Genomic DNA, 23,414 nt, shown 5'->3' on the forward strand with positions numbered 1-23,414 from the left:
CGTCCCGCAGGCGGTTCATTGGCGCGGTCCGATCCTCAGCATGGTGGTGAGGGTGGTCACCATGCCGCGGCGGGCGTAGAAGTCCCGGGCGGATTCATTGCCGACCACGACTTCGAGGAGCACCGTTGCCGCTCCGTCTGCATACAGGCGCGCCTCGGCAGCGTCGAGGAGAGCCGTGCCGATACCGAGCCCGCGTGCCTCTCGAAGCACGACCAGCGAGTGGATCTCGCCAATGCGATCGCTCGTCGGCCAGGTATCGTCGGGGCCCAGCCGCTCGTCGGCGATGGCGTACCCCACTGCACGGCCATCCATTCGCGCCACCAGTGCGAAGGCCCCATCCCGCGTGAGGATGTCGTCGTACAACCTGCGGCGACGCGGCCAAGACTCCCTCCGATCTATGACCGGAAGTCCCGTCGTCTGCACTTCAGCATGATGATCGAACAGATCAAGCCACAACGGCTCGATCTCATCGAGCAGCTCCGCGTTCCCGAATGCCAGGTCGAATGCAACGTCACCTTCCTCGTCAATTCGCGTCCGCCTGCGATTGCTCACTCTGGTGCCCATCCTTCAATGAATCTTGAAATGGCGAACCGCAGTTCTTGCGGTCCGCGTTAATTCGAACACTATTGTTCAGATTTCCATGGCCGGCAGCAACCGCCTGCGCGACCCATGACGGATCGGAAGGTTATCCCTCGCACTAAGTGTTCGGTGAGTGGATATTTAGCCAGGGTGGGGAACAATTCGGAGGTGCTCGATGGCATTCTCGCGGCATTGAGCGACGGGACGCGCCGGGCGGTGATCGAGCGATTAGGCCAAGCTCCGTGCAGTGTCAGTGACCTTGCGAGGCAGTTCCCGATCACCCTGCCATCGTTCATGAAGCACGTGCGCATGCTCGAAGTTCACGGACTCATCCGCACCGTGAAGGCAGGTCGGGTGCGCACCTGCCACCTCGAGCGCGCGCGTCTCGCCGTTGTAGACGACTGGCTCACCAAACAGCAGCAAGTGTGGTCAGACAAAACAGACCGGCTCGAGGCGCTTGTCACCGATACGCACACCAACAGCAGCACCAGCACCAGCAACAGCACCAGCAACAGCAGCATGGAGGACTCATGATGAACTCCGACCTCGATCTCACACTGCAGCGCGTGATCCGCGCACCCGCTCCGCCGTATGGAGCGCCTGGACGGAGCCCGACAAGCTCGCCCAGTGGTTCCTCCCCGCGCCCACCATCGCCCGAATCGATCGGTTGGAAGCCCGGCCCGGCGGAGCGCTGGTCACGTCCATGAGCGATGACGGAGCCGAGTTCCAGCCGCACATGGACGCCTGCTTCCTCCTGGCCGAACCAGAGGAACGCCTCGTCTTCACCAACGCAATCAGCAGCAGCTGGCGCCCCACGGACCCTGATCCGGTGCCACTTACCGCGGAGATCACCTTCGCCGAGCACCCGGATGGCACCGAATACACCGTGCTTCTGCGGCACGGCAACCCCACCGCACGGGCCCGGCACGAGCAGCTCGGCTTCGTGGAGGGGTGGGGAAGCGCCACCGCACAGCTGGCCCGACTCGCTGAGGGGGCGGGAACCCGGTGACGACGGACCCCTTCGGGATTCCGTCAAGACGAGCAAGCGTGCGATGAGCGGTTCTTCCATGGTCAGCGCGACCGATATCCCTGCCACGATGCGTGCGCTGTGGCAGCCCTCGCTATCCGGTCCGCGCCATATGCGGCTGATCGCGGACGCGCCTGTTCCCGAACCCGGCCTCGGCGAGGTGCTGATCAAGGTCACCGCCGCGGGCGTCAACTTCGCCGACGTGATGCGGTCCAACGGCACCTACGGTGGCGGCCCGGTGGCTCCATACCTTCCCGGGCTGGAGGCGGTCGGTCAGATCGTCCGCCTCGGTGCGGAGGTGACGGCCCTGGAAAGGGGGAATCGTGTCGTCGGCGCGGGGTACGGCGCCTTCGCAGAGTACATGGTGCTCCGCGCGGCCGGGGTGGCGCCGGTGCCAGCGGGCTGGACTGATGAGCAGGCGCTGGGCCTGATCATGAACTGGGTTACCGCACTGGCCGCCTTGAAGACCCTTGGCCGCATCGCCGCCGGCGAGGTCGTGCTGATCCACGCCGCGGCGGGCGGCGTCGGGCAAGCCGCCGTACGTCTGGCGAAGCACTTCGGCGCCACCGTGATCGCCAGTGCGTCGGCGGGCAAGCATGACGCGGTTCGGGCGCTTGGCGCCGACCACGTTCTCGACCACGGCAGCGCGGACCTGGCGGCGGAGGTGCTCCGGCAGACCGACGGCCGGGGCGCCGACCTCGTACTCGAATCGGTCGGCGGCGAATCCTTCCGCGCCAGCGTGACCGCGGCGAAGCGGGTCACGGGCAGGGTCGTGGTCTACGGCGTGGCAGGCGGCGAGGCGACGATCAGCAACTGGGAGCTCAACTTCCGACACCAGATCCATGTCATCGGCCTGCATATCGGCGTGCTGATCGAGCACTCGCCGCAGATCTTCGCCGAACTCATGACGGAGTTGTCCGCGCTCATTGCCGCTGGTGTCCTCCCGCCCGGGCAACCGAGCGTCCACGACTTGGCCGACGGCCCGAGAGTACTGGCGGAACTGGAAGCCCGAGCCACGATCGGCAAGCTGGCACTGCGGCCATGACGGCCGCACCGCCGCCTGCGATATCTCCTGAAGCAGCCCTGGGCGTCCCCCGCGCTTGAATCTGACATCAATGTCAGGTCTTACCGTCGTGACATGGATGCGCACACCTCCGATGCACCGGGCGCCTCAACTCCTACGGCGACCCGCCGACCCGACCGGCTTCTACCGAGTCTGCTCACGCTCGCCGCAACGACATTCGTGGCCGTCACCGCCGAGATGCTGCCCGCCGCAGTTCTCCCATACCTCTCGCACGACCTCGGCGTCACCGTCGGCCAAGCCGGGCTCTTGGTGTCGATCTGGGCGGCGACAGTGGTGCTGGCGAGCTTTCCGCTCGCCCGGTGGACGGCCCGGTTCGATCGTCGGACGGTGATCACCTGGGCACTGGTCACCCTGGCTTCCGCAACCGCCGTCACCGCCGTGGCCGATGACTTCCTGCTCGCGGCCGGTTCGCGGGTGGTCGGCGCCGGCGCAACAGGACTCCTGTGGTCGACCGTGAACGCACACGCCGCCGCGATCGCGCCGGAGCAGCGCCTGACGCGTGCGACCGCCGTCGTTCTCGGCGGCGCAACGGCCGGCACGGTGCTCGCCGTGCCTCTCGGACACACCGCTGCCGGGGTCTGGGGGTGGCGGGCCCCATTCCTTGCACTCGCTGTTCTCGCGTTGCTGACGGCCGTGCTGGTGCGCGTGGTTCTCGCGCCGCGGGGTGCCAGGAAGGAGGGGGGCAACGGTACGTCCGGGGAGCGCAGGCCGTTGACACCACTGATCATGCTCGGTGCGCTCGGAGGTCTCATCTTCGCCGCCCATTTCGGGGCATTCACGTTCGTGGCGGCACTGCTCGAGGCGAACGGCAGCCTGGTGCCGACCTCGGTGCTGCTCCTGCTGTTCGGAATGTTGAGCGCCGCGGGCGTCGTCGCGGTCGGCCAGGCAGGCGATCGTTACCCGAACGGCTTGCTCATCGCCATCAGCGCGCTCGTGGCGACGACGCTGGCTGGACTGATGCTGCTCGGCGTGCACCCGCTCCTGGATGTGCTCCTCATCGCGGCCTGGGGAGCCGCGACGGGCGGAGTGGGTCCCGCGGTCCAAGCGCGCATCATGCGCGCCGCGGGGGCCGAGCACCGCACCATCGCCGGTGCGCTGATCCCCGTGACCTTCAACCTCGGCATCGCGATCGGCGCCGGGATCGGCAGCGCAACGGTCGACTTCACCGGCGTGACCGCTGTGCCGGCTGTCGCTACGGCGCTGGCGGCACTGGCGACAGTCGGCCTCGTTCTCGCCGCTCGCCATCGCCCCAGACCCGCCCGCGTCTCCGCGAGTGGCCGCATCGCAGAGGTTCCCTGCAGCTAGCGGGATGTGATCAGTACTGCACGAGGCGCTGTTCCCGGGAGCCGTCCGGCGATGGCGCGGTCGCGGCCTCGATCACCCCGTCGAGCACGTCGCGAGCGAGGGTGAGTTCGGCGATGGCTCGATCGAGGCGACGGCGCTGCGCCCGCAGCTCGCGTTCGAGCAGAGGAGTCGTGTGCTCGTTCGGGCCCCCGTCCGCATCTCGCATGCACGGCAAAAGCTCGGCGATGGTCCGCGAGCGCAGCCCGGCGGCGAACAGCTCCTGGATCCGGATCACACGGTCGACGGAGGCTAGGTCGTACTCTCGCTGCCCACCCGGCGTGCGCTGTGCTTCAAGCAGCCCTTGCTGCTCGTAATAGCGCAGCGAACGCTCACTGACCGCGGTACGTCTCGACAGCTCCCCGATTCTCATTCGGCACCTTCTCCGAGAGACCCTGACATTCGTGTCAGATTCTAACGCCGACGCCGAGATTGCACACCCCATGGTGGTGCTGTCGAACCGTGCTCGTTGATCCCCGGTCGCAGTGTGCGGGTGGTGTTCCAGTCCTGTCCGTGGTCGCCTCGCGTACCCGAGGCCACATTTGACTCGAGCGTCCGCGCTTCGGGGATTCACGGTGCGCAACGCCCCCACACGACTGAGGAGATCAATCCATCATGACCATCCCATACCGCCGGCCGACCTTTGCACTCGCCCCACGCGGCAGTGCCGACTCACCAGGCTGGCTCCGCCGGCACCCGCTCCTCGCCTACACCCTCGTGGCTTACGGCATTACCTGGACGCCGCTGATCGGAGGTTTCTTCGGCGCCCGCGCCGGGGTCCTGGAAACCGACGGGAACCTCGTCGAGGTGATGATCCAGGTTGCGGCCGCCGGGCCGCTGATCGCCGCGGTGATCCTCGTCGCCGTCACCCGCGGCCGATCAGGCCTCGCCGGGCTTGCCCGCAGCCTGGTCCGGTGGCGGGTCAACCCGCTCTGGTACGCCTTCATCTTCCTTGGCGTACCGCTGCTCATGCTCGCCACGGTCACCGCCTTCTACGCGGGCGCCATGGTTCCGGCGCTCACGGAGAACTGGCCACTGCTGTATTCGTTCTTCCCGCTGCAGCTGCTTGGCGTGGCACTGCTGACCGGACTAGCCGAGGAGCCAGGCTGGCGCGGCTACGCCCAGCCGATTGCGAACCGGCGGTACTCGCCGATGGTCGCCGCGCTGGTGGTGTCGGTGATCTGGGCGGGCTGGCACCTGCCCAACGTGCTGTTCGGGCAGACCGTGCCCGAGACACTCACGCATCTGCTGGCGACTGTGGTCAACGGTTTCGTCCTGGCCTGGGCGTACAACTCCACCCGCAGCGTCCTCATCGTCATGCTGCTCCACGGTGCCCAGAACGCCACTGCGGAGCTCGTGATGCGACTTCTGGAGGGTTCCACCGGCGGACCGACGATCCCCGTCTACTACCTCATCTCGGCGCTGACGTGGGGGGTGCTGATGACGGTCGTCGCCGTCCTCACCCGGGGACGGCTCGGCGTTGCACCCTCGCACGACGATCACGCCGAGAACCCCGCCGCAATACCAGCACAATCCGCCACTGCACATAGGACCACTCCCCCAAGCCGAACGGGTGAACCCAGATGATCGAGCTGCTGGAAGCCGACAGGCCCATCGTCCGCCTGACCACAACGGATACCGCAACGCTGGTGCCGGCCCTTCTGCGAATGGGCGCGTCCCTGCGCATCACCCCTGGCGAGCTGGAGATCCGCGGCCCTGCCGGCACGCACCGCCGCCCTCGTCGCGGCGAGCCAGCTCGCTGCCGTGACGGACATGACAACGCAGGACATGACAACGCAGGAAGGCGCAGATCAATGAACGCAGTAGGCGTCAACCCGGACGCTTGGCTCCGGTTGCAGCGCATGACTCGAGCCAGGACGGCCGGAGGTCAGCACGCCAGCTCTCCGGGCCGGCATTCCGCTCCCGGTGGCTTTCGCCGCAGCCTCCGCCCCGCCGGCACACCGCGGAAGTACCGGGGAACTAGGACCGGGGCATGAGGTTCTCCCGAAGTTCGGTACGGCGCTCCGATCCGCGCGTTCCCGCGAATTCGTACCTTCGAGTCATCGACATCGCCAAAATCCCGACCACGAAAGACAAGGGCAACCGACATGATCGAAGTACAGAACCTGACCAAGCGATTCGGCGACACCGCAGCCGTCGACGACGTGACGTTCACCGTCCGCCCTGGTGTCGTCACCGGGTTTCTCGGGCCGAACGGCGCCGGCAAGACGACAACGCTGCGCGCTGTCGTGGGGCTGGACCGCCCCACCTCCGGCACCACCACCGTGAACGGCACGCGGCTGCAACAGCACGCGGCTCCGCTCAGGGAGCTGGGCGTGCTGCTCGACGCCGGCAACCTCCAGCCGGGCCGGTCCGCGCGGGCGCACCTGTCCGCGATCGCCGCAACTCACGGCATCGGACGCCGGCGCGTGGATGAGGTGCTGGAACTTGCCGGGATCCAGGAGGTGGCGAGGCGTCGGGCCGGGAAGTTCTCGCTCGGCATGCGGCAGCGACTCGGGATCGCCGCGGCGCTGCTCGGCGATCCGCAGACGGTCGTCCTCGACGAGCCGATCAATGGCCTCGACCCGGACGGGGTGATCTGGGTGCGGAACCTGCTCAAGCAGCTCGCCAGCGAAGGGCGGACGGTGTTCCTCTCGTCGCACTTGATGACCGAGATGTCGCTCACCGCTGACCACCTGATCGTCATCGGCCGCGGGCGGCTGATCGCCGATGCTCCGCTCGCGGACATTATGGCCGCGACGGATCAGTCACGCGTCGCGGTGCGGACCCCGCACGCATCGGCCCTCACCGCCGCCCTGCTTGCGCACGGTGTCACGGTCACCGCGGTGACCACGGACCGTCTCGAGGTGAGCGGAATGGACGCCCCCGCCATAGCGGATGTCGCAGCCCGGATCGGCGCCCGTGTGCACGCGCTCACCACCCACGCCACCTCCCTCGAGGACGCGTACCTGTCTCTCACCGAGTCGTCGGTCCAGTACCGCGCGAGCGCGCCGACTACCTCCTGACTCGACAAGCAAGACCTATCCGAAGCGAAAGAGAAGGAAACCATCCCATGCCATCTGCGACAATCGACACCCGCTCAGCCGAGCCGCGGATCCGCTTCAGCGGCGTGTTCCGCTCCGAATGGATCAAGGCGCGCACCGTTCGGCCACCGGTGTGGATCGCCGGGCTGACCATCGTCGGCGCCGCCCTGTACGCCGCTACGGTCCCGCTCATCACAACCGTCACCTCGACCACGGGCGAGGACCCGCGCGCGGTCATCTTCGAGAACCTCGGCGAGCGGCCGATGCTGCAGGCACTCGGATACGCGTACGTGACCGTGCAGGCGCTCGTCGCGGTGCTCGGCGTGCTGCTTGTCAGCGGCGAGCGAGCCTCCGGGCTCGCGAACGTGACGCTGGCGGCGGTTCCGCGGCGCACCCCAGTGATCTTGGCGAAGCTGTCGCTGAGCGCAGTTCTCGGGTTCGGAATCGGGCTGACCATCGCGGCCGCCGCACTGCTGATCGCCCAGCCGGCGCTCGCCGGCATCGGAATGGGTGACTCTCTCTGGACCGTCAGCGGCCTGCAGGTCGTGCTGGGCGGCGCGGTGTCTCTCGGCCTGCTCTCCGTCATCGCAACCGCGATCGCCTCGCTGTTCTCGAACACTGCCGCCGCGGTCGGCTCGGTGCTCGCACTGCTCCTGGTGGCACCCGGCATCCTCGGGATGCTGCCGGTGATCGGCGGGACCTTGCAGCAAGCCATGCCCAGCTCCGCCGCCATGCTTCTCTTCCAGCCCGCCGACGCGGTCGGCTGGAGCACGGTGCTCACCGGCCTGCTGATAATGGCCGGTTGGGCGGCCGTCTCCACCGCAGTCGCCGCGACGTCATGGAAGAAAAGGGACGTCTAGTCCCCCATTCCATGGGAAGCCGCCGGGAAGAGCAACTGCCTCTTTCCCGGCGGCTGCCGTGCTTGCCATCTCTGCTGCTGGGGATGCGGCTCCCACCGTCGATAGTCGCCCGGGCGATCGTCGTCGCCCGGATCCGCCGAAGGCACCCTCGGGGCACGAAGAGACGCGATCCCGGATCCAGCTCGAGTGGGCGCTCAATGTCATCTAGGAGGACGCTGAAGCGCCCGTCCACCACGTAGAAGCATTCGTCAGCGTGGTGGTGAACGTAAGCCGGTCGGTGCCACCCACTCGTTGCCGCCAACTCGACAGTGGTGAATGCCCCGCCGGTCGCGGTCCCACTCACCTTGCCGAGCAAGTGTTCTCGCCATGGTGTGGATACCGGGAATCCTGATCCCGGTGCCAGAAGATCGGCTGCCGTGTCATGGTGGCCGGTTTTCTTCGGTCTATGAACTTGCGTCTCGGGCAAGGATGGCTGCCCTGGCTCCGGTGGTCTACAGACGCAACTCGCACAGCGGTCGCACGGCACCAGATCAGCGGTCAGCCGCGGGACCGGCCCGGCTGAGATTGATCGGGAGGCGACTGCAGCGCCGAGCGGGGGTCCATGGCCGCGCCGTCCCGCCACGCTTCTCTGAATGCATCGGCCCCAAGCGCCGCTTCCACCGTTTCCCTGCTCTGCTCGAGTAACGCCACGTCCGGTCGGTAAAAGCTTCGGCTCTCCTCAGCTGAGGCGCGCGCGCTTGCGGCGGCAGCCATCAGCATGGCGCTGGTGCGCCAGTTCCGCAGCTGACAGTGAACGACCGCGAGCAGGTCCAGCGCGTAGGCCGAACTTGCATCGTCGCCAGCTTCGGCTGAGGACTCAACGCTTTCCACCAAGGCCTTCTCCGCAGCGTCCGGGTTCGCCTGCTCGATCGCATGCTGCGCGATGTTGAACAATCCAGCGGTCATCATGAGTCGATCGCCTCTGACCCTTGCCGAAGCCACGAGCTTCTCGAAGACGGGTATCGCAGCCCCACCGCTCAGCCTGAGGGTGGTGCCGAGCCAGATCGTCGCCATGAACTTGAGCTGGTCGTCGTCCGCTGACTCGGCGAGCTTGATCGCACGGTGCAGGCGTGCGGCGGCGCCAACCGGGTCGTTCTCCAACGCGTGGATGCCCAGCCCGGCAAGTGCGTATGCCTCTCCCACAACGTCGGAATCGCGGCGCGCGGACTTCAGCGCTTCTGCCCATGAGCGTTCCGCCGGGGCGAGGTCGCGCTGGGCGAAGCACATGCTGGCGCGAACGAGAAGCGCTCTGGTGCGAGCCGGATGCGGCAGGTCCAACTGCAGCGCTGCCTCCATCCACGTGCGCCCCTGGCCGGCATACCCTCGCATCCACCAGATCAACCACGAGGCCCAAGCAAGCTCCACCGCTGTCTCGCCGGCATCTGATGCCAGGGCCCACTCGATCGCTGAGTGAATATTGCCGTTCACCCATTCATCCTCTTCCGACCCGTTCCCGTCGCGTTCTGCAGGCGCCTGGTGAGGGTGTTGCTGTGCCCCTTCCAGAAAGTAGGACGCATGCGCTTCGCTTGCGGCGCTCTCCTCGGATTCAGCCCGCAAGCGCTCCCGCGCATATCCCTCCACGGGCGGCAACATGGTGTAGCGAACGGGTCCTGAGCCGGCGTGCAACGAAAACAGCGAATGCTCCACAAGCTCTTGAAGAGCGCTGAGGACGCGCTCTTCGCCCATCACGCGGGCCAGCACTGCCACAGACCCGCTCAGCGTGGCGCCTCCCCTGAACACGGAGAGCCGCCGAAGCGCGATCTGTGCCATCGGGCTCAGCAGCCGGTAGCTCCAGTCAAGAGTTGCTTGGAGGGTCCGCTGCCGGTCCGGCAAGTCCCGGGCCCAGCCCTCGGTTAACGCAGCGTCCAGATGCTGAAGCAGTTCGGTCGGAGGGAAGGCCTTGATCTTGGTTGCCGCCAACTCGATGGCAAGCGGAAGGCCACCCATCCTCCAGCAGATCGAGGCCACTGCGGCCGCCGACGCTGGTGACAAGGCGAAACCGGCCTGCACCGACCGAGCCCGCTCCGCGAACAGCGCGCCGGCCGCCGAGGCTTCCACCTCTTCAGCAGTAGGGTCACGGGTCGACTTCGGCAGCGCGAGCGGATGAACCGGAAACTCAGCCTCGCTCCGCAGCCGCAGACTTGCTCTGCTGGTCACAAGCATCGTCAGGGTTGGGCAACTGTCCGCTATCTCTGCAACTGCGGATGCTGCTTCGATCAGGTGCTCGAAGTTGTCGAGCACGAGAAGCATCTGCTTCGGCCGCAATCGTTCGGCGATGCTGGACGCAGTCACCTCCACGCCCGCGTTGTTGATGTTCAAGCTGGCTGCGACCGTGGGAAGAATCATCGCTGCGTCATTGAGTGGAGCAAGCGGAACGAACACGACGCCATCGGGGTACGAGGCGGCTGCTTGGTCGGCAGCCGCCACCGCCAATCTGGTCTTTCCCACTCCCCCCGGACCCGTGAGTGTGATGAGTCGCACGTCGGCACGGCGGACCAGCGACGCCAGCTCGCCTAGCTCCCGCTGGCGCCCGATCAGCGGCGTAGCCGGGACCGGCATAACTGCGTGTGACGGTCGTCGCTCGACCTCATGAGCGCTCTCGTCGTGGGCAGCCGCGAGAAATGCGGCATGTTCGGCGGGAGTGAGCCCAAGAGCCTGGGAAAGAACGCGAATCGTGTGGGGATATGGCCGCGTCCGTGTGCCCCGCTCGAGCGCGCTGATCCCATTCGCCGTCATTCCGGCCCGCTCGGCGAGCTCCTCCTGGGTGAAGCCCTTCGCCTTCCGGAGTGAGCGCAGGTGATCACCGAATGGCAGAGCACTGTCCTCCGCAACCTGCGCGTGCGCCTCGTTATACGCACGCGAGGGTGCGGCTTCCCCGCGGAGGAGAGCGTGTGCTGCGCCCGCGAGATCCCCTGCCATAGCGGGGCGGTCCGCCGGGCTCTTCGCCATGCATGCAAGCACCAGATCCCGCACCGGCTCCGGCACGTGTGCGGGCAACTGCGGCGGTGCCGCGGTCAACTGTGCCAGCGCTATCGCAGCTTGGGATTCGCCGGTGAACGGGCGCCGTCCGGCGAGAGCCTCGTAGGCGACGATGCCAAGCGAGTAGATGTCCGTCGCCGGGGTCGCAGGGCCGCCGCTCACCTGCTCCGGTGACACGTACTGCACCGTCCCCATGACCTGGCCGGCGTCGGTGAGCGGCACTTGATCCGCGAGGCGAGCGATCCCGAAATCGGTGATCTTCACCCGCCCCTCCGGCGTGATGAGCAGGTTCTCGGGCTTGATGTCACGGTGCACGAGGCCGGCTGCGTGCGCCGCCTGCAGCGCCGCCGCGGTCTGTGCGACGATGTCGAGCACGCGCTCCGCGGCGAGTGGGGACCCCCGCCTGAGGATCGCCGACAGCGCCTCTCCTGGCACGAGCTCCATGACGAGGTACGCGGTGTTCTCCTGCTCGCCGTAGTCGTACACGGTGGCGATTCCTGCATGATTCACCATTGCGGCGTTGCGGGCCTCCGCGCGGAAGCGTTCCAGGAAGCCCGGAGCGCCGGCGTATTCGTCCTTGAGGATCTTCACGGCGACGGTGCGGCCGATGACGAGGTCGGACGCCTCCCACACCTCCCCCATGCCGCCGATCGCTACCCGGTTCGAGAGCGAGTAGCGGTCACCCAGGAGGACGCCGCGGCCCGGCCTCATCGGCTCCGCACCGCCTCAACGCCTCGTCGGAGAGCAAATCGGAGATTCCCGGGTCTGGCGACATCCCGGGAGATGAAGGCCACGGCCCAATGGTCCCGCGACAAGGGCGGAATGACAACGAGTTCGTTGAGTTCGCTTCCGCTCGTGTCCCCAAGTCGACTCCATGCAGCGCCACGGCGTCCGACCGGATCGGACGTCACGGGTCAGAACGGTGACCTGCGGCACCTGTGCGCGAGCATGGCCGTCCGTAGTGTCGCGCAGTGTCATCCGTCCGATCGCTCACCTCCGAGGCCCACACCCTGACGGCTCCCTGCACCTTCGGCGTATTCTCAAGCCTCGATGGGTTTGGCTCCTACAGCTCCGACGGGGACCGGGGCGGCTGCAGGGGCGAACGGACCCAACCACCGTCAAGGGCCGACTTGGACCCCGTGAACGCCAGCATGCGGAGGACGCCGTACCGGAGCGCCTCGTATTGTCAAGGAGATGGCGCTCACGTCGCTGGAAAGGTGCGGGATGCCGATTGACAGTGCCGACCGCGGCTCTGACTCGCCGTATGTGGAGCGTGTGTGGCGCGGCCGCACGTCCGGCGTGGAGAGGATGACCTCGGTCGCGACGTCGACGTGGGAGCTGGTGTTCTGGGAGGAGGACTCTTCCGTCCGCGCCGCGGTGCGCGGCCCGGAGACCGCGGCCTCCACCGTCGATATCGCGGGTGACGCGGAGTCGTTCGGGATCACGTTCGCCCACGGCACGTCCATGCCGCACCTGCCCGTCGCCGAACTGGTCGATGGCGCGCTCGAGAGCCCGTATGTCACCGAGCGCACCTTCGTGTTGCGGGGCGAGCGGTGGGAGATCCCCGGGCTGGACGATGCGGAGCTGCTGGTGGCCAAGCTCGTGCGCGCCGGGATCCTCGTCCGCGACCCTTTGGTGGACGACGTGGTCTGGGGTGGCATCGCGCGAGTCGGGTCGCGGTCGGTGCAGCGCCGGGTCGCCGCCGCGACCGGACTCACTCAGGGTGCGATCCGGCAGATCCAACGGGCCCGGGAGGCAGCGCTGCTGCTGCGCGAGGGGGCCTCGCCGCTCGACGTCGTGCACCGCCTCGGCTACTACGACCAGCCTCACCTGGCCCGGTCGTTGCAGCGGTTCATCGGCCGCACCGCGACGCAGTTGCGGCAGCGCGACGATGCCGACGCTCCCCTGTCGCTTCTGTACAAGCCCGAGGGCACGGCGGCTCCATAGCGTCGTCTCGTCGCGGTGATCGGCACCGCGAAAGCGACATGAGGAGAAATGACATGCCTGAAGGCACCGTTACATCGGGCGACGGCACCACCATCGCCTACACCGCGTGGGGTGACGGCGACCCGATCGTCATCATCGACGGCGCGACCGCCCATCGCACCACCACGCCTGAGAACGCGCAGACGGCAGAACTGCTCGCCGGCGATTTCCTCGTGATCAACTACGACCGTCGCGGTCGCGGCGAGAGCGGCGACACCGCGCCGTACGCGGTCGAGCGCGAGTTCGATGATCTGGCCGCGGTCATCGAGCACGCGGGCCATGGGCGCCCGGCGACGGTCTTCGGCTGGTCGTCCGGCGGGAACCTCGCCCTCAACGCCGCCCAGAACGGTGTCCCGATCGCGCGGATCGCGCTGTTCGAGCCCAACGCGGCCGTCGACGATGCGCGTCCCCCGCTGCCGGCGGATTACGTCGAACGTCTCGAGGCCGCTGTCGCCGACGGCCGTCCCGGTGATGCAGTCGCCCTGTTCATGACCGCAGCAGTGATGATGCCGGAGGAGATGGTGGAGGGGATGCGGGAGGAGGACTGGTGGCCGGGGCTGGAGGCGATCGCACCCACGATCGCCTATGACGGCCGCCAGGTCGGCGACGCCCTGTCGGGCACCCCCCTCCGCGCCGACCTCTGGGACGACATCGACGTCCCGGTCCTCGTCATGCACGGCATCGACACCTGGCCGGCCATGGCCGCCGGCAGCCGCGCCATCGCCGCCCACCTGCCCACCGCCACGCTCAAGCCCGTGCCCGGACAGGAGCACAGCACCACGCCCGACATCCTCGCTGCCGCGCTGCGCGAATTCATCAGGGAGAACTGACATGGGAAAGATTGTGCTGACCGAGTTCATCTCCCTCGACGGCGTCGTGGAGGCACCCGGCGGAGAGGAGTTCAAATACCCGAACTGGACCTTCGAGTTCGATCGCGGGCCCGAAGGCGAAACGTTCAAAGAACAGGAGGCGCTCGCGTCGGCCGCGCTCCTGCTGGGCCGCAAGACCTACGAGGGATTCGCCCGGGCATGGCCGAAGTACGAAGGCGAACTCGCCGACAAGTACAACAGCATGCCGAAGTACGTCGTCTCCCGCACGCTCACCGACCCGGACTGGACGAACACGACCGTGCTGAACGGCGACCTGGTCGAGGACGTGACGCGCCTGAAGCAGGAGATCGACGGCGAGATCTCCGTCGCTGGCAGCATCCAGCTCGCCCAGGGTTTGCTCGCTCACGACCTGGTCGAGGAGATCCACCTCATGGCGTCGCCCGTCATCCTCGGGCACGGCCGCACTCTCTGGGCACAGACACCGGACAAGACAGCGTGGACGCTGGCCGAAGCCACGGTCTACGGCGACAGCACACTTGTCACCATCTACAAGCGGAGGTGACAGCCGTGACGAAGGCCCGGGCTTGCGTAGCCAAGCCCGGGCCTTCGGTTTCGTCAGCCCGTGGCGACCCGCCTAACGCGTCACCGGCCGAGCAGGGTGACCACGCCAAGCGCGGCGGCCGCGATCAGACCGGTCCATAGAACGATCGCGACGATCTGCCAGAGGATGACCCACTCCTTCTTGACTCCGGAGGCGACGAAGAACGCGGCGGTCAGCTGCGTGGGGAGGGCCAGGGGTGCCAGGATGCTCGTCACCGGAACGCCGAATCGCACCATCCAGCCACGCAGACGCTCGCGGCCCTTCGACCGGCGGGTCGGCGTGCCGGCGCTTTCGCCGCCCGACGGCCGGTCGGCCGCGTCGATCGTGAGGGTGCCGCCGCGGGCTGCGTGCGCGCGCCGTGCGACCACCGACTCGCGAGCGCGCGAGCTGAACAGGACCACGGCGAGGACGCTGATGATGTTGCCCGCAGCGCCGGCCAGCGCCGCCACGATGGGATTGATGCCGACGATGATGCCGATCGCGGCCGAGCCTTCGCCCTCCACGTAGGGAATCATCCCCAAACCGGCGATGAGGAGGGGCTGGACGAGTTCGGGCAGTTGGGTGACGAAGTCCTGGAGGCCTTCGTAGGGGGTGGACATGTTCAGTTTTCTCTCTTCGATTCGATGTTTACTTCCGTACCGATGCATTGAAAACCATGTGCTCGCCACAGGGTCAAGCGCTCTTGAAAATCGCTTCGTCGACCGGTTCGACGTGCCCTAGGATCGCGTGACCGCCTACCAGCGGAAGCGCGAGAAGACTGGGACCCGCAACGGATCGTCGCTGCTCATCCGGACGCGGGGTCGTCGCCCGCCGGGTCCGCGTCGAGCTGTCGCATCTGCTCATGCGCTATCCGGCTCGCGCGGACGATCACGTCGAGCTGCGCGGGGTTGTAGAGCGCAGCCACCGACTCCGCGACCGTGTCCTGCGTCACTTTCGGGCTCTTCGAGGCGTGACCGGTCTGATCGCTCAGCCAGGGGTAGTCGGTCAGCAGCTTGGCGACGGTGGGTGCGTACAGCTCGGCCACCCGCTGGCGGGTGAGTTCGTCCGCGTCGGGCGCCAAGGCGTCGAACGCCGCGCCGACTTCATCCGGCTCGGACTCGATCATGTCACGGACGTCGGTCATCGCCTCCTCGTCGTACAGCTGGGAATGAACGAGATGAGTGACCGCTCTGGCGTGCCCAGCTTCGACGCGACCCCCTCGAAACCTGAGGGCACGTCGGTCACGGAGGAGCCGAGCAGGATCGCCTTGATCTCGGCGCGAGCACGCTGGAGCCGCTCGATGCTCTTCGCCAGGTCAGCGTCGATCGCGGTCAGCGCAGCGGTAGGGGTGTCGCCGCTGAACCCGACCTGCTCGATCTGGTCGACGGGCACCCCAAGGTCCCGCAGGCGGCGGATCTGCAGGAGCCGGACCAGGTGCCGCACCTGGTACTGCTTGTACCCGTTGGACATTCGATCGGGTTCCTCGAGCAGGCCCACGTGGTAGTGGCGGACGGTGTTCACGGTCGTCCCCGCGAGATCCGCGATCTCTCGTGTGCTCCACGCCATGTCTGGAGTCCCTCCTCGTGCACCTCATTGAAGGCCCGGTTCCGAGCACAGGGTCAACCCCGCCCACCATAAAGTGGGGGCGCGCTGACGACTGCGACGATGAGCCCTCCTTCGAGCTCATAGATGCATCTCAAGCTTCCACCGAAGTCGGGGCGAAGCGCACGTGCAGTGTGGCTTGCTACTGGCTTCGCTTCTATCGGGGGCTCGTCCGAGGACGAAGCGACGGAACGACGATCCGGCTGGGCCGGGTGATCGACGTCGCCGCACGGCAAGGGGATGCTCGCGGCGACGACGCCCAGGCGATAGCGGTCCTCGACGCGGGACTTCTCCGCGACCCCGTCGCGCCGCCGATCGAAGTGTTCGAGGCGCTGCTCTACCGCGCGGAGCTCAAAGTACGAACCGGAGCAAACAGCGTCCCGACCTCGCGGCCGCGAGCGCGCTGTCGCCGAACGTGAACTCGGCGTGGAGGCAGAGCGCGCGCTGACGGTAGCGGGTGAGGCGATCTTCTAGCGCCTCAAGCGGTAGCGGGAATAGGCGGTTGCTACCACGAAGCGTCGATTCTCGACGAGTTCGAGATCCACCCGGCGCCCTTGCACGGTAGGTACGACCGCGCCCACGCGATGAGGTACGCCGGACGAGTGAACACGATGGCCGCTGCTGGGCCGTGATGATCGAGTCTGATCTGATTCGGATCTAGGCCTCCTCGGCGCCCCAGCGTCCGAGCGCGACGATCGCCTCGCGCAAGGCAAGCCCGCGATCGGTCAGCGCGTAGGCCCGGGTGTTGTGCCGGAGGGGCAGACGGGTCAGTACGCCGGCCGCCTCGAGCTCGCGCAGGCGGGTCGCGAGCATGTTCGTCGGCACTCCGAGGTCGCGCTGCAGATCGCCGTAGCGCTGCGGCCCGTCGAGCAGCCGCTCCACGACGAGCAGGGCCCACCGTGCTCCGACGATGTCGAGGGCCGCGGCGAGGTCGCTCACGTGGTCGGATCGGCGTCCGGCTTCATCCAGAACGGCGAGTAGTGGTAGCCGTCGGGGTCGTCGAACTGGCGCTGGTACATGAAGGGGTAGTCGTCGGTGTCACCGATCCGCCCGCCGGCGGCGCCCGCGCGCTCGGCGAGCTCGTCGACCGCTTCGCGGCTGCCAAGGTCGAACGAGACTGTGACCTTCGAGGGCGTGTTGGGTCCGCCGACCAGGTCCTCGAGGCCGCCGACGCTCGCGTACATCTCGCGACTGCCGAGCATGACGTACTGCTCGGGCGCGATCGCGAAGCACGACACATTGTGATCGGACATCTCCGCGTTGAGGGTCCAGCCGAGGGCGGTATAGAAGGCGGTCGCGCGCTCGACGCTCTCGACCGGGCAGGTGATGAAAAGGCTCATGCCGTTAACACTTGCAAAATGCAAGTGTGACGTCAAGTCCCGGCCGTGGGCTCCGGCTCTCGTCGGATTGCTGACCTCAACAGACTGTGGAAGGCGGAGGCCGCCCGAGTCATAGAGCCACCACTCGTGACCGAGTTGACCGCGCTGGAGCCCGAGACGCAAGAGAATGCGAACGCCGATAGATCCGAGAATCGATTGCGGTTATTCAACAGTCGCGCCGTTGAGTGGCTCAGGCGTGGCGGGCGCGGGCAGAACGCTCTATCAGCGAAAGCTGGGGTACCAGGACTCGAACCTAGAACAACTGAATCGGCTCAAGTGCACGGTCGGCTACGTGATACGCCAGAAGATCCGCGTAGTTGTGCGGATCTTGACGCGGGCAATTTACAGGTAGCCCGTGTTGTTGCGTGCAGATCTCGATGACCGGTGCTGCTATCGGCACCCATTTCGGCACCACGCGCGGAGAACTGCTACGAGCCGGCCAGCGGTCGGCCACGGTCATTCCGCCCCGACCCGCGCCCGCCGCGGTCAGCTCGGGATACGGCCGCAGGTCCGTTCGATCGTCCGTTTGAATTGCGTCAGCCGTCGGGATGTGTCACCCGCTCGCGTAGCGCGGGTCTCTCGTCGGCGACCCGACGCTCCAGGCCCTCCAGCAGCAGCTCCAACCCGTAGTCGAACTCGTCCGCGAACGCGTAACCGCCATCGCCGAACAGTTCGGCGCGCGAGCGCGCGATGTGCGGATACAGCTCCGCCGACGCCGCGACCTTGACTGCGAATGCCTCCTCGGCGCCGTCCCCCGGTTCGAACGGCAGGCTCGTCTCGGTCAGCGCGAACCCGTACACGTAGGCGTCGATCGCCGAGAACGCATGCGTTGCAAGCGCCGCGCTGAAGCCGTCGGTCATCAGCACGCCGAGCAGCCGGTCGTGGTGCTGCAGCAGCGCTGGGCCGGGGTTGGGGCGCGATTCCATCATCCCGAGCGCCCACGGATGAGCAGTGAGCACCGACCGTGCCGATCGTGCCCGGCGGGTCAGCGCCTCCCGCCAGGTATCGCCGACCTCGGGCAGCTCGATCCTCTCGAATACCCAGTCGGCGAGGTCGTCGAGCAGCGCGTCCTTGCTTGGGACGTGATGGTAGAGCGACATCGCCTCAACGCCGAGCTCCTTCGCGACACTGCGCATGCTCACGGCGGCGACACCTGCGCGGTCGGCGACGGCGGCGGCCGCGGCGATGATCGTTTCCCTGCTCAGTGGTGTGCGCCGCGTCATGCTCCCATCCTTGCGCACTTACGGGCGTAAGGCTAGGCTTGCGCGGCGTCCTTACTACCGTAAGGCGAAACCAACCCGTACGTATGCACGCCCAGACCGGCCGCCATTCCGGCGGGCGGACCGCTCCGCTCGAAAGAAGAACCATGACCAACCAAACGATCGTCCCGGCCAACCCCCTGAGTCCGCTCGGGCCCGTCGACCGTCGACTGCTGCGAGGTGCCGGCCTCACCGGCACCGTCGGCAGTCTGCTCATGGTGGCCACATTCGTGTTCGTCGGGGTGCTTGGCCTACCGGACCCCTCCGCCCCCGAGAGCCTGCTCCGCTTCCCCGAGATCCAGTACGCTCGGGCGGCGGAGAACCTGGTCTACCTCGCCGCCATCGTGCTGTGGGCCGTGCATTACGAGCTGCTGCACGGATTGCTGCGCGTCACCGAACCGGTGCTGTCCGCCGCCGCTCGAACCGTCGGCACCCTCGGCGCAGCCGTGCTCGCAGCCAACGCCCTGCTCAACGTCGCCACCGCGACGATGTCGCAGGCCTACCAGCAGGCCGCCGAGGCCGAACGGTCGGTCGTAGTACTGACCTGGCAGGCCGCGCAGGGCGTCCAGGACTCCTTGCTGGCCTCCGGCGCTCTGCTGCTGCCCGCGGCAATCATGCTGTTCGGGATCGCGCTGCTCCGCGGCCTGAGCCCGATCCTGGGCTGGGGCGCGGTCGTCGTCGGCACCGCAGGCATGGCCTCCGTCGTCGTCGTCGTCGCGACCACCTCGACGTCCACGCTGATCGCCGCCAGCATCCTCGGCGCGCTGGTCTTCCACCTGGTCGCAGGCATCCGCTGGCTCCGGCTCTCGCGCAGCTGACCGCCGTCGAGCTCGCCGAGCCGAACCCGACGTTCGAGCTCGCCTGGCAGCTGCGTAAGCAGCGTTCGCGCTGGCGCTGCCAGGCGCTCGGCACCGCTTTCATCGGCGCTGCGCTGGCGGCGCATGTGAGCCGCCTGGCTCGTGTGGCTGCTTGCGACCGGCATACGGCTGGTGCGCGCTCGCACAGCCGACCGGGCAACGCATCGACCTCCACGCGCTGAACGGCGGTCCGGTCGCGAAGCGAGCGGCGATGCGCCATCCACACGTGCTCGACACGGTCAGCGGCGCGGCGCTGAGTTCGGCGCGCGAGTGCGCGATGTGCGGATACAGCTCCGCCGACGCCGACCTTGACGGCGAATGCCTCCTCGCGGTTCGAACGGCAGGCTCGTCTCGGTCAGCGCGAACCCGTACGCGTAGGCGTCGACCGCCGAACGCGTGTGTTGCGAGCGCGACGCTGAAGCCCTCGGTCATCAGCACGCCGAGCAGCCGGTCGTGGTGCTGCAGCAGCGCGGGGCCGGGGTTGGGGCGCGATTCCATCATCCCGAGCGCCCACGGATGAGCGGTGAGCACCGACCATGCCGATCGCGCCCGGCCGGCTCGCATCCTTGCGCACTTACGGGCGTAAGGCTAGGCTTGCGGCGCGCCCTTACGACCGTAAGGTCCGGATCTCACAAATCAAGCCAAGGAGCATTGTGATGAGAACGCCTCAAGCCCACACCCCGCTGGAGAACCCGCCGTCCCAGAGCACGCTGGACGATCGGCGCATGCCAGTGCAGGCCAAGCTCGCCGCCGCATGGACGAGCCTCATGTTCTTCATCATCTACATCGACTACTTCCACCTCTACCAGCCCGGCGAAATCGATGACATCCGCAATGGCGTCATCTTTGGGCTCGACATCAGCGGGAATCTCATGTCCATTTTCTTCGTGATCATCGCGATCCCGACCCTGATGATCATGCTCTCCATGACGCTGCCCGCCCGTGTGAACCGCGTCACGAACCTCGTCGTTGCGTCCCTGTACAGCCCCCTCCTGATCCTCAACTTTGTGGGGGCGCCCTCGGGCTATGGCTTCTACTACGCCCTCACCATCGGAGTCGAGGTGCTGATCGTGGCCTTCATCCTGCGCTCCGCCTGGACCTGGCCAAGCCGCACCGCATCACCGGCGACCATGGCAGCCGACCTCGACAGAGAGGCACACCGCACGCCGCAGCAGGCGTAACTACCCACGCGCCCGACCATCCTTCGCTCGCGCCACCCGCGAGCACGGTGACCTGTCTCAGCGTTCGCTGTTGCGCAGCGTCCCATCCCATCCCATCCCATCCCCGAGAGGTTCACCATGACCAGAACCAGCACACCCACCCAGTCAAGCCAGGGAGCATCGCAATGAAAACGTCTCAATCCCACACCGCGCCAGACAAGGGCGATCTCATGACGACCCTGCGGCGTTGGGCGCGCCTGACCGCTCTGGCCTACCTGGTGCTCTTCGTCGCGGGCACCGTCGGCTTCCTCCTGATTCGGCAGCCGCTCTACGTGCCGGACGACGCCATGCGGACCGCGGCCAACTTCGTGGCCCATGAGGGGCTCGCCCGACTCGGCATCTCCCTGGACCTCGTCACGGTGCTCGCTCAGGCTCTGGCGGCGATCGGGTTCTTCGTCGTCTTCCGGCGCGTGAACTCCGTCGGCGCAGCCTCGATTACGGCGTTCGGGCTGTTGAATTGCGCGGTCGTGCTCATGGCCGCCGCGTTCTCAGCGACGGCGCTCCAGGTGGCCCTACGTGGCGGGCCGACGTCGGCGAGCGAGGCCCTCACACTGTACGACCTCAACGCCGGGACGTGGACTGCGGCGGGCCTGTTGTTCGGGCTGTGGCTCATCCCGATGGGATGGCTCACTGTGCGCTCCGGAATGCCCCGCGTACTCGGATGGATCCTTGTCGTCGGGGGCGTCGGAGGCGTTCTGAGCACCTTCGTGAGCGTCCTCGCGCCTGATGCCTCCGGTCTCGCTGGTGTGCTGCCGCTAGCCGTCGTCCCCGGGGAGGTTTGGTTGATCGGCTATCTGCTGATCAAGGGGATGCCGGAACGGCCCCAGGGGCCGGATGACGAGCTTCCGAGGGTCCCGGTCGGCGAGTCATCGCGATGACTCGCCGGGCCGGGGTCGCGACCAAGCGCGTCGGAGGGTTCTCCCTCGGCATGGGCCAGCGCCTGGGCATCGCCGCCGCCCTCCCAGGCGACCCCAGAACGCTCATCCTGGACGAGCCGGTCAACGGGCTCTACCCCGAGGCTCGCTGAGAGCGATGAAGGCGATAACCCAACACCGCTACGGCGGACTTGACACTCTCGAATACGAGGCTGTTGCCCGGCCCGTACCGGCGAAGGACGAGGTCCTCATCCGGGTTCAGGGAGCATCCATCAACGCGGCCGATTGGCTGCTCATCCAGGGTGAACCCTTCGTTGCGAGGTTGGCGTTCGGCCTGCGGCGGCCAAAAGTCACTACGCGGGGCAGGGATGTGGCCGGTGTGATCGAGGCTGTGGGCGACAACGTGCGCCGCTTCAGCGTGGGCGACGAGGTGTATGCAGAGGTGGAGGCCGGCAGCTTCGCCGAATACACCGTCGCCCACGCGAAGCGCCTCGCTCACAAACCCTCGCGAATCAGCTTCGGCGAGGCGGCTGCCGTGCCGATCGCCGCAACAACGGCGCTGCAGGGCGTGCGGGATGTCGCGAAGATCAAGCCGGGCGACACGGTGCTCATCAACGGAGCGTCCGGCGGAGTCGGCTCCTTCGCCGTGCAGCTGGCCAAGGCTTACGGAGCCGAAGTGACCGGCGTCTGCAGCACCGCAAATCTCGAGTTCGTGCGGTCGTTGGGCGCAGACCATGCCATCGACTACACGCGTGAGAACTTCGCGACGGGCGAGTGTCGCTACGACGTGATATTCGACCTCGTCGGCAACCGATCGCTGGCCGAGTGCAGGCGGGCCCTCACTCGTCGCGGAACACTGGTGCTGGCGTCGGGAAACGGGGGACGCGTGCTCGGCCCGATCCGACGCATGCTCGCAGCGATGCTGCTGGGCATGCTCGTGACCCAGCACCTTCGACCCCTCACCGCGGTCGCGAGCGGCGCCGACCTCGAGGTGCTTCGCGAGCTCATCGAGGCCGGCACCATCACGCCGCCGGTCGACCGCAGCTACCCGCTCGCTCAGACGCCTGAGGCGATCCGCTCCTTCGTTGAGGAGCACCCCAGGGGAAAGATCACCATCACCGTTCCCAGCCTGAACACCACCAAGGAGCAGCACCAGTGAACACCACCGCCACAAGTCTCACCCCGCCCGTGCTCGCGGCCCGCGACATCCGCAAGTCCTACGGCAAGGGCACCGCCCGCTTCGACGCGTTGGCTGGTGTGTCGCTGTCGGTGCATGCCGGGGAGTCGATCGCGATCGTGGGAAAGAGCGGGTCGGGCAAGTCGACCCTGATGCACCTGCTTGCGTTGTTGGACCAACCGGATGAGGGCACCCTGATGGTCGGCAACACCAACGCCGATGAGTTGTCGGTGCGGCAGCTGAATCGGTTACGCAACCAGGACTTCGGGTTCGTGTTCCAACAGTTCTTCCTCACCCCCAACGCCACCGTGCTCGACAATGTGGTGCTGCCCCTGAAGATCGCCGGTGTTGGGGCCCGGGAACGCAAGACCCGCGGCATGGCAGTGCTCGAACAACTCGAAATGGCGGACAAAGCCAAGAACAAGGCAGTCGCCCTCTCCGGCGGACAAAAACAACGAGTCGTCATCGCCCGCGCCCTGGTGAACAACCCGAAGGTCATCTTCGCCGACGAACCCACCGGCAACCTCGACACGGTGACCGGTGCCCTGGTCGAGAACATCCTCTTCACCCTCAACCGCGACCACGGCATCACCTTGGTGATCGTCACCCACGACCCCGAACTGGCGGCGCGATGCGACCGCCAGCTCTTCATCCGCGACGGACGCGCTGTGCGCTCCCTCGACACCCAGGAGTAGC

General features: G+C 67.2%; 28 protein-coding genes. 18 read left to right on the forward strand and 10 right to left on the reverse strand.

The window, feature by feature from the left end:
* Nucleotides 1-15: 15 nt before the first annotated feature.
* Nucleotides 16-423 carry a GNAT family N-acetyltransferase gene (locus ACFFGH_RS25855; RefSeq protein WP_386673972.1) on the reverse strand — a complete coding sequence of 136 codons (408 nt, stop codon included), beginning with the start codon at nt 421-423 and terminating at the stop codon, nt 16-18.
* Nucleotides 424-429: 6 nt separating this feature from the next.
* Between ACFFGH_RS25855 and ACFFGH_RS25860 the strand changes: the two genes are divergently transcribed.
* The 5 genes from ACFFGH_RS25860 to ACFFGH_RS25880 all read left to right on the forward strand — a co-directional run bounded on the left by ACFFGH_RS25860 (nt 430) and on the right by ACFFGH_RS25880 (nt 3,995).
* Nucleotides 430-615: a hypothetical protein gene (locus ACFFGH_RS25860; RefSeq protein WP_386673976.1), complete on the forward strand. Its 186-nt coding sequence runs from the start codon at nt 430-432 to the stop codon at nt 613-615.
* A gap of 132 nt (nt 616-747) precedes the next feature.
* Nucleotides 748-1,113 carry an ArsR/SmtB family transcription factor gene (locus ACFFGH_RS25865; RefSeq protein WP_386673736.1) on the forward strand — a complete coding sequence of 122 codons (366 nt, stop codon included), beginning with the start codon at nt 748-750 and terminating at the stop codon, nt 1,111-1,113.
* Complete coding sequence (locus ACFFGH_RS25870) at nt 1,037-1,588, forward strand: SRPBCC domain-containing protein (protein WP_386673738.1); 552 nt, start codon at nt 1,037-1,039, stop codon at nt 1,586-1,588. Before ACFFGH_RS25865 ends, ACFFGH_RS25870 begins: the two co-directional genes overlap by 77 nt.
* Nucleotides 1,589-1,646: 58 nt before the next feature.
* On the forward strand, nt 1,647-2,651 hold the full coding sequence (locus ACFFGH_RS25875) for a zinc-binding dehydrogenase (protein WP_386673740.1): 1,005 nt from the start codon (nt 1,647-1,649) through the stop codon (nt 2,649-2,651).
* Nucleotides 2,652-2,744: 93 nt separating this feature from the next.
* A complete protein-coding gene (locus tag ACFFGH_RS25880; RefSeq protein ID WP_386673742.1) occupies nt 2,745-3,995 on the forward strand; it encodes an MFS transporter in 1,251 nt (416 codons plus the stop codon).
* A 10-nt stretch (nt 3,996-4,005) separates the two neighbouring features.
* Here ACFFGH_RS25880 and ACFFGH_RS25885 read toward each other — a convergent pair whose 3' ends face one another.
* Nucleotides 4,006-4,404, reverse strand: a complete 399-nt coding sequence (locus tag ACFFGH_RS25885; protein WP_386673744.1) for a MerR family transcriptional regulator — start codon at nt 4,402-4,404, stop codon at nt 4,006-4,008.
* Nucleotides 4,405-4,646: 242 nt separating this feature from the next.
* Here ACFFGH_RS25885 and ACFFGH_RS25890 point away from each other — a divergent pair, with 242 nt between their 5' ends.
* From ACFFGH_RS25890 to ACFFGH_RS25900, 3 genes are all read left to right on the forward strand, one after another.
* Entirely contained in the window at nt 4,647-5,618 is a 972-nt protein-coding gene (locus tag ACFFGH_RS25890; protein WP_386673746.1) for a CPBP family intramembrane glutamic endopeptidase, read from the forward strand.
* 521 nt (nt 5,619-6,139) lie between these two features.
* A complete protein-coding gene (locus tag ACFFGH_RS25895; RefSeq protein WP_386673748.1) occupies nt 6,140-7,057 on the forward strand; it encodes an ABC transporter ATP-binding protein in 918 nt (305 codons plus the stop codon).
* Between the two features lie 47 nt (nt 7,058-7,104).
* Complete coding sequence (locus ACFFGH_RS25900; protein WP_386673750.1) at nt 7,105-7,935, forward strand: hypothetical protein; 831 nt, start codon at nt 7,105-7,107, stop codon at nt 7,933-7,935.
* Between the two features lie 537 nt (nt 7,936-8,472).
* Here the strand turns inward: ACFFGH_RS25900 and ACFFGH_RS25905 are convergent.
* Nucleotides 8,473-11,664: a protein kinase domain-containing protein gene (locus ACFFGH_RS25905; RefSeq protein WP_386673753.1), complete on the reverse strand. Its 3,192-nt coding sequence runs from the start codon at nt 11,662-11,664 to the stop codon at nt 8,473-8,475.
* Nucleotides 11,665-12,177: 513 nt separating this feature from the next.
* Between ACFFGH_RS25905 and ACFFGH_RS25910 the strand changes: the two genes are divergently transcribed.
* The 3 genes from ACFFGH_RS25910 to ACFFGH_RS25920 are packed head-to-tail and all read left to right on the forward strand — an operon-like array spanning nt 12,178 to nt 14,331.
* Nucleotides 12,178-12,900: an AraC family transcriptional regulator gene (locus tag ACFFGH_RS25910; protein ID WP_386673755.1), complete on the forward strand. Its 723-nt coding sequence runs from the start codon at nt 12,178-12,180 to the stop codon at nt 12,898-12,900.
* 53 nt (nt 12,901-12,953) lie between these two features.
* Nucleotides 12,954-13,769, forward strand: a complete 816-nt coding sequence (locus tag ACFFGH_RS25915) for an alpha/beta fold hydrolase (protein WP_386673757.1) — start codon at nt 12,954-12,956, stop codon at nt 13,767-13,769.
* Nucleotide 13,770: 1 nt separating this feature from the next.
* Nucleotides 13,771-14,331 (forward strand): dihydrofolate reductase family protein, encoded by a 561-nt coding sequence (locus ACFFGH_RS25920; protein WP_386673759.1) that lies wholly within the window; start codon nt 13,771-13,773, stop codon nt 14,329-14,331.
* A gap of 80 nt (nt 14,332-14,411) precedes the next feature.
* On the opposite strand, the gene ACFFGH_RS25925 is transcribed toward ACFFGH_RS25920, so the two are convergent.
* The 3 genes from ACFFGH_RS25925 to ACFFGH_RS25935 all read right to left on the reverse strand — a co-directional run bounded on the left by ACFFGH_RS25925 (nt 14,412) and on the right by ACFFGH_RS25935 (nt 15,915).
* The gene (locus ACFFGH_RS25925; RefSeq protein WP_386673761.1) at nt 14,412-14,969 is read right to left on the reverse strand and encodes a hypothetical protein; all 558 of its coding nucleotides are present in this window, start codon (nt 14,967-14,969) and stop codon (nt 14,412-14,414) included.
* Between the two features lie 185 nt (nt 14,970-15,154).
* Nucleotides 15,155-15,493, reverse strand: coding sequence for a hypothetical protein (locus ACFFGH_RS25930; protein WP_386673763.1), 339 nt, complete (start codon nt 15,491-15,493; stop codon nt 15,155-15,157).
* Entirely contained in the window at nt 15,490-15,915 is a 426-nt protein-coding gene (locus tag ACFFGH_RS25935) for a MerR family transcriptional regulator (RefSeq protein WP_386673765.1), read from the reverse strand. The genes ACFFGH_RS25930 and ACFFGH_RS25935 overlap by 4 nt, the downstream gene beginning before the upstream one ends.
* 170 nt (nt 15,916-16,085) lie before the next feature.
* On the opposite strand from ACFFGH_RS25935, the gene ACFFGH_RS25940 reads away from it, so the two are divergent.
* Nucleotides 16,086-16,370 (forward strand): DUF8817 family protein, encoded by a 285-nt coding sequence (locus ACFFGH_RS25940; RefSeq protein WP_512700305.1) that lies wholly within the window; start codon nt 16,086-16,088, stop codon nt 16,368-16,370.
* A gap of 238 nt (nt 16,371-16,608) precedes the next feature.
* Here ACFFGH_RS25940 and ACFFGH_RS25945 read toward each other — a convergent pair whose 3' ends face one another.
* From ACFFGH_RS25945 to ACFFGH_RS25955, 3 genes are all read right to left on the reverse strand, one after another.
* Entirely contained in the window at nt 16,609-16,890 is a 282-nt protein-coding gene (locus ACFFGH_RS25945; protein ID WP_135130485.1) for a winged helix-turn-helix transcriptional regulator, read from the reverse strand.
* Nucleotides 16,887-17,291, reverse strand: coding sequence for a VOC family protein (locus tag ACFFGH_RS25950; RefSeq protein WP_386673769.1), 405 nt, complete (start codon nt 17,289-17,291; stop codon nt 16,887-16,889). Before ACFFGH_RS25950 ends, ACFFGH_RS25945 begins: the two co-directional genes overlap by 4 nt.
* A gap of 575 nt (nt 17,292-17,866) precedes the next feature.
* Nucleotides 17,867-18,553, reverse strand: a complete 687-nt coding sequence (locus tag ACFFGH_RS25955; RefSeq protein ID WP_386673771.1) for a TetR/AcrR family transcriptional regulator C-terminal domain-containing protein — start codon at nt 18,551-18,553, stop codon at nt 17,867-17,869.
* A gap of 143 nt (nt 18,554-18,696) precedes the next feature.
* Between ACFFGH_RS25955 and ACFFGH_RS25960 the strand changes: the two genes are divergently transcribed.
* On the forward strand, nt 18,697-19,407 hold the full coding sequence (locus ACFFGH_RS25960; protein WP_386673773.1) for a hypothetical protein: 711 nt from the start codon (nt 18,697-18,699) through the stop codon (nt 19,405-19,407).
* Nucleotides 19,408-19,506: 99 nt separating this feature from the next.
* Here the strand turns inward: ACFFGH_RS25960 and ACFFGH_RS25965 are convergent, their stop codons facing one another.
* Complete coding sequence (locus ACFFGH_RS25965; protein WP_386673775.1) at nt 19,507-20,010, reverse strand: TetR/AcrR family transcriptional regulator C-terminal domain-containing protein; 504 nt, start codon at nt 20,008-20,010, stop codon at nt 19,507-19,509.
* Nucleotides 20,011-20,102: 92 nt separating this feature from the next.
* Between ACFFGH_RS25965 and ACFFGH_RS25970 the strand changes: the two genes are divergently transcribed.
* The 5 genes from ACFFGH_RS25970 to ACFFGH_RS25990 all read left to right on the forward strand — a co-directional run bounded on the left by ACFFGH_RS25970 (nt 20,103) and on the right by ACFFGH_RS25990 (nt 23,413).
* Nucleotides 20,103-20,627 (forward strand): DUF6326 family protein, encoded by a 525-nt coding sequence (locus ACFFGH_RS25970; protein WP_386673777.1) that lies wholly within the window; start codon nt 20,103-20,105, stop codon nt 20,625-20,627.
* Between the two features lie 164 nt (nt 20,628-20,791).
* Entirely contained in the window at nt 20,792-21,544 is a 753-nt protein-coding gene (locus ACFFGH_RS25975) for a DUF4386 domain-containing protein (RefSeq protein ID WP_386673779.1), read from the forward strand.
* Nucleotides 21,541-21,693 carry an ATP-binding cassette domain-containing protein gene (locus tag ACFFGH_RS25980; RefSeq protein ID WP_386673781.1) on the forward strand — a complete coding sequence of 51 codons (153 nt, stop codon included), beginning with the start codon at nt 21,541-21,543 and terminating at the stop codon, nt 21,691-21,693. Before ACFFGH_RS25975 ends, ACFFGH_RS25980 begins: the two co-directional genes overlap by 4 nt.
* A 5-nt stretch (nt 21,694-21,698) precedes the next feature.
* Nucleotides 21,699-22,700 carry an NAD(P)-dependent alcohol dehydrogenase gene (locus ACFFGH_RS25985; protein ID WP_386673783.1) on the forward strand — a complete coding sequence of 334 codons (1,002 nt, stop codon included), beginning with the start codon at nt 21,699-21,701 and terminating at the stop codon, nt 22,698-22,700.
* The gene (locus tag ACFFGH_RS25990; protein WP_386673785.1) at nt 22,697-23,413 is read left to right on the forward strand and encodes an ABC transporter ATP-binding protein; all 717 of its coding nucleotides are present in this window, start codon (nt 22,697-22,699) and stop codon (nt 23,411-23,413) included. Before ACFFGH_RS25985 ends, ACFFGH_RS25990 begins: the two co-directional genes overlap by 4 nt.
* Nucleotide 23,414: the final 1 nt, after the last annotated feature.

Source organism: Lysobacter korlensis (assembly GCF_042434515.1).

What these genes read in the sequence shown, in the direction of transcription:
- ACFFGH_RS25970 (WP_386673777.1), top strand. Translation starts at nt 20,103, where the DNA reads ATGAGAACGCCTCAAGCCCACACCCCGCTGGAGAACCCGCCGTCCCAG.
- ACFFGH_RS25920 (WP_386673759.1), top strand. Translation starts at nt 13,771, where the DNA reads ATGGGAAAGATTGTGCTGACCGAGTTCATCTCCCTCGACGGCGTCGTG.
- ACFFGH_RS25905 (WP_386673753.1), bottom strand. Translation starts at nt 11,664, where the DNA reads ATGAGGCCGGGCCGCGGCGTCCTCCTGGGTGACCGCTACTCGCTCTCG.
- ACFFGH_RS25985 (WP_386673783.1), top strand. Translation starts at nt 21,699, where the DNA reads ATGAAGGCGATAACCCAACACCGCTACGGCGGACTTGACACTCTCGAA.
- ACFFGH_RS25935 (WP_386673765.1), bottom strand. Translation starts at nt 15,915, where the DNA reads ATGGCGTGGAGCACACGAGAGATCGCGGATCTCGCGGGGACGACCGTG.
- ACFFGH_RS25965 (WP_386673775.1), bottom strand. Translation starts at nt 20,010, where the DNA reads ATGCGAGCCGGCCGGGCGCGATCGGCATGGTCGGTGCTCACCGCTCAT.
- ACFFGH_RS25900 (WP_386673750.1), top strand. Translation starts at nt 7,105, where the DNA reads ATGCCATCTGCGACAATCGACACCCGCTCAGCCGAGCCGCGGATCCGC.
- ACFFGH_RS25895 (WP_386673748.1), top strand. Translation starts at nt 6,140, where the DNA reads ATGATCGAAGTACAGAACCTGACCAAGCGATTCGGCGACACCGCAGCC.
- ACFFGH_RS25980 (WP_386673781.1), top strand. Translation starts at nt 21,541, where the DNA reads ATGACTCGCCGGGCCGGGGTCGCGACCAAGCGCGTCGGAGGGTTCTCC.
- ACFFGH_RS25930 (WP_386673763.1), bottom strand. Translation starts at nt 15,493, where the DNA reads ATGACCGACGTCCGTGACATGATCGAGTCCGAGCCGGATGAAGTCGGC.
- ACFFGH_RS25915 (WP_386673757.1), top strand. Translation starts at nt 12,954, where the DNA reads ATGCCTGAAGGCACCGTTACATCGGGCGACGGCACCACCATCGCCTAC.
- ACFFGH_RS25955 (WP_386673771.1), bottom strand. Translation starts at nt 18,553, where the DNA reads ATGACGCGGCGCACACCACTGAGCAGGGAAACGATCATCGCCGCGGCC.
- ACFFGH_RS25910 (WP_386673755.1), top strand. Translation starts at nt 12,178, where the DNA reads ATGCCGATTGACAGTGCCGACCGCGGCTCTGACTCGCCGTATGTGGAG.
- ACFFGH_RS25950 (WP_386673769.1), bottom strand. Translation starts at nt 17,291, where the DNA reads ATGAGCCTTTTCATCACCTGCCCGGTCGAGAGCGTCGAGCGCGCGACC.
- ACFFGH_RS25880 (WP_386673742.1), top strand. Translation starts at nt 2,745, where the DNA reads ATGGATGCGCACACCTCCGATGCACCGGGCGCCTCAACTCCTACGGCG.
- ACFFGH_RS25860 (WP_386673976.1), top strand. Translation starts at nt 430, where the DNA reads ATGATGATCGAACAGATCAAGCCACAACGGCTCGATCTCATCGAGCAG.
- ACFFGH_RS25975 (WP_386673779.1), top strand. Translation starts at nt 20,792, where the DNA reads ATGAAAACGTCTCAATCCCACACCGCGCCAGACAAGGGCGATCTCATG.
- ACFFGH_RS25925 (WP_386673761.1), bottom strand. Translation starts at nt 14,969, where the DNA reads ATGTCCACCCCCTACGAAGGCCTCCAGGACTTCGTCACCCAACTGCCC.
- ACFFGH_RS25875 (WP_386673740.1), top strand. Translation starts at nt 1,647, where the DNA reads ATGGTCAGCGCGACCGATATCCCTGCCACGATGCGTGCGCTGTGGCAG.
- ACFFGH_RS25885 (WP_386673744.1), bottom strand. Translation starts at nt 4,404, where the DNA reads ATGAGAATCGGGGAGCTGTCGAGACGTACCGCGGTCAGTGAGCGTTCG.
- ACFFGH_RS25890 (WP_386673746.1), top strand. Translation starts at nt 4,647, where the DNA reads ATGACCATCCCATACCGCCGGCCGACCTTTGCACTCGCCCCACGCGGC.
- ACFFGH_RS25960 (WP_386673773.1), top strand. Translation starts at nt 18,697, where the DNA reads ATGACCAACCAAACGATCGTCCCGGCCAACCCCCTGAGTCCGCTCGGG.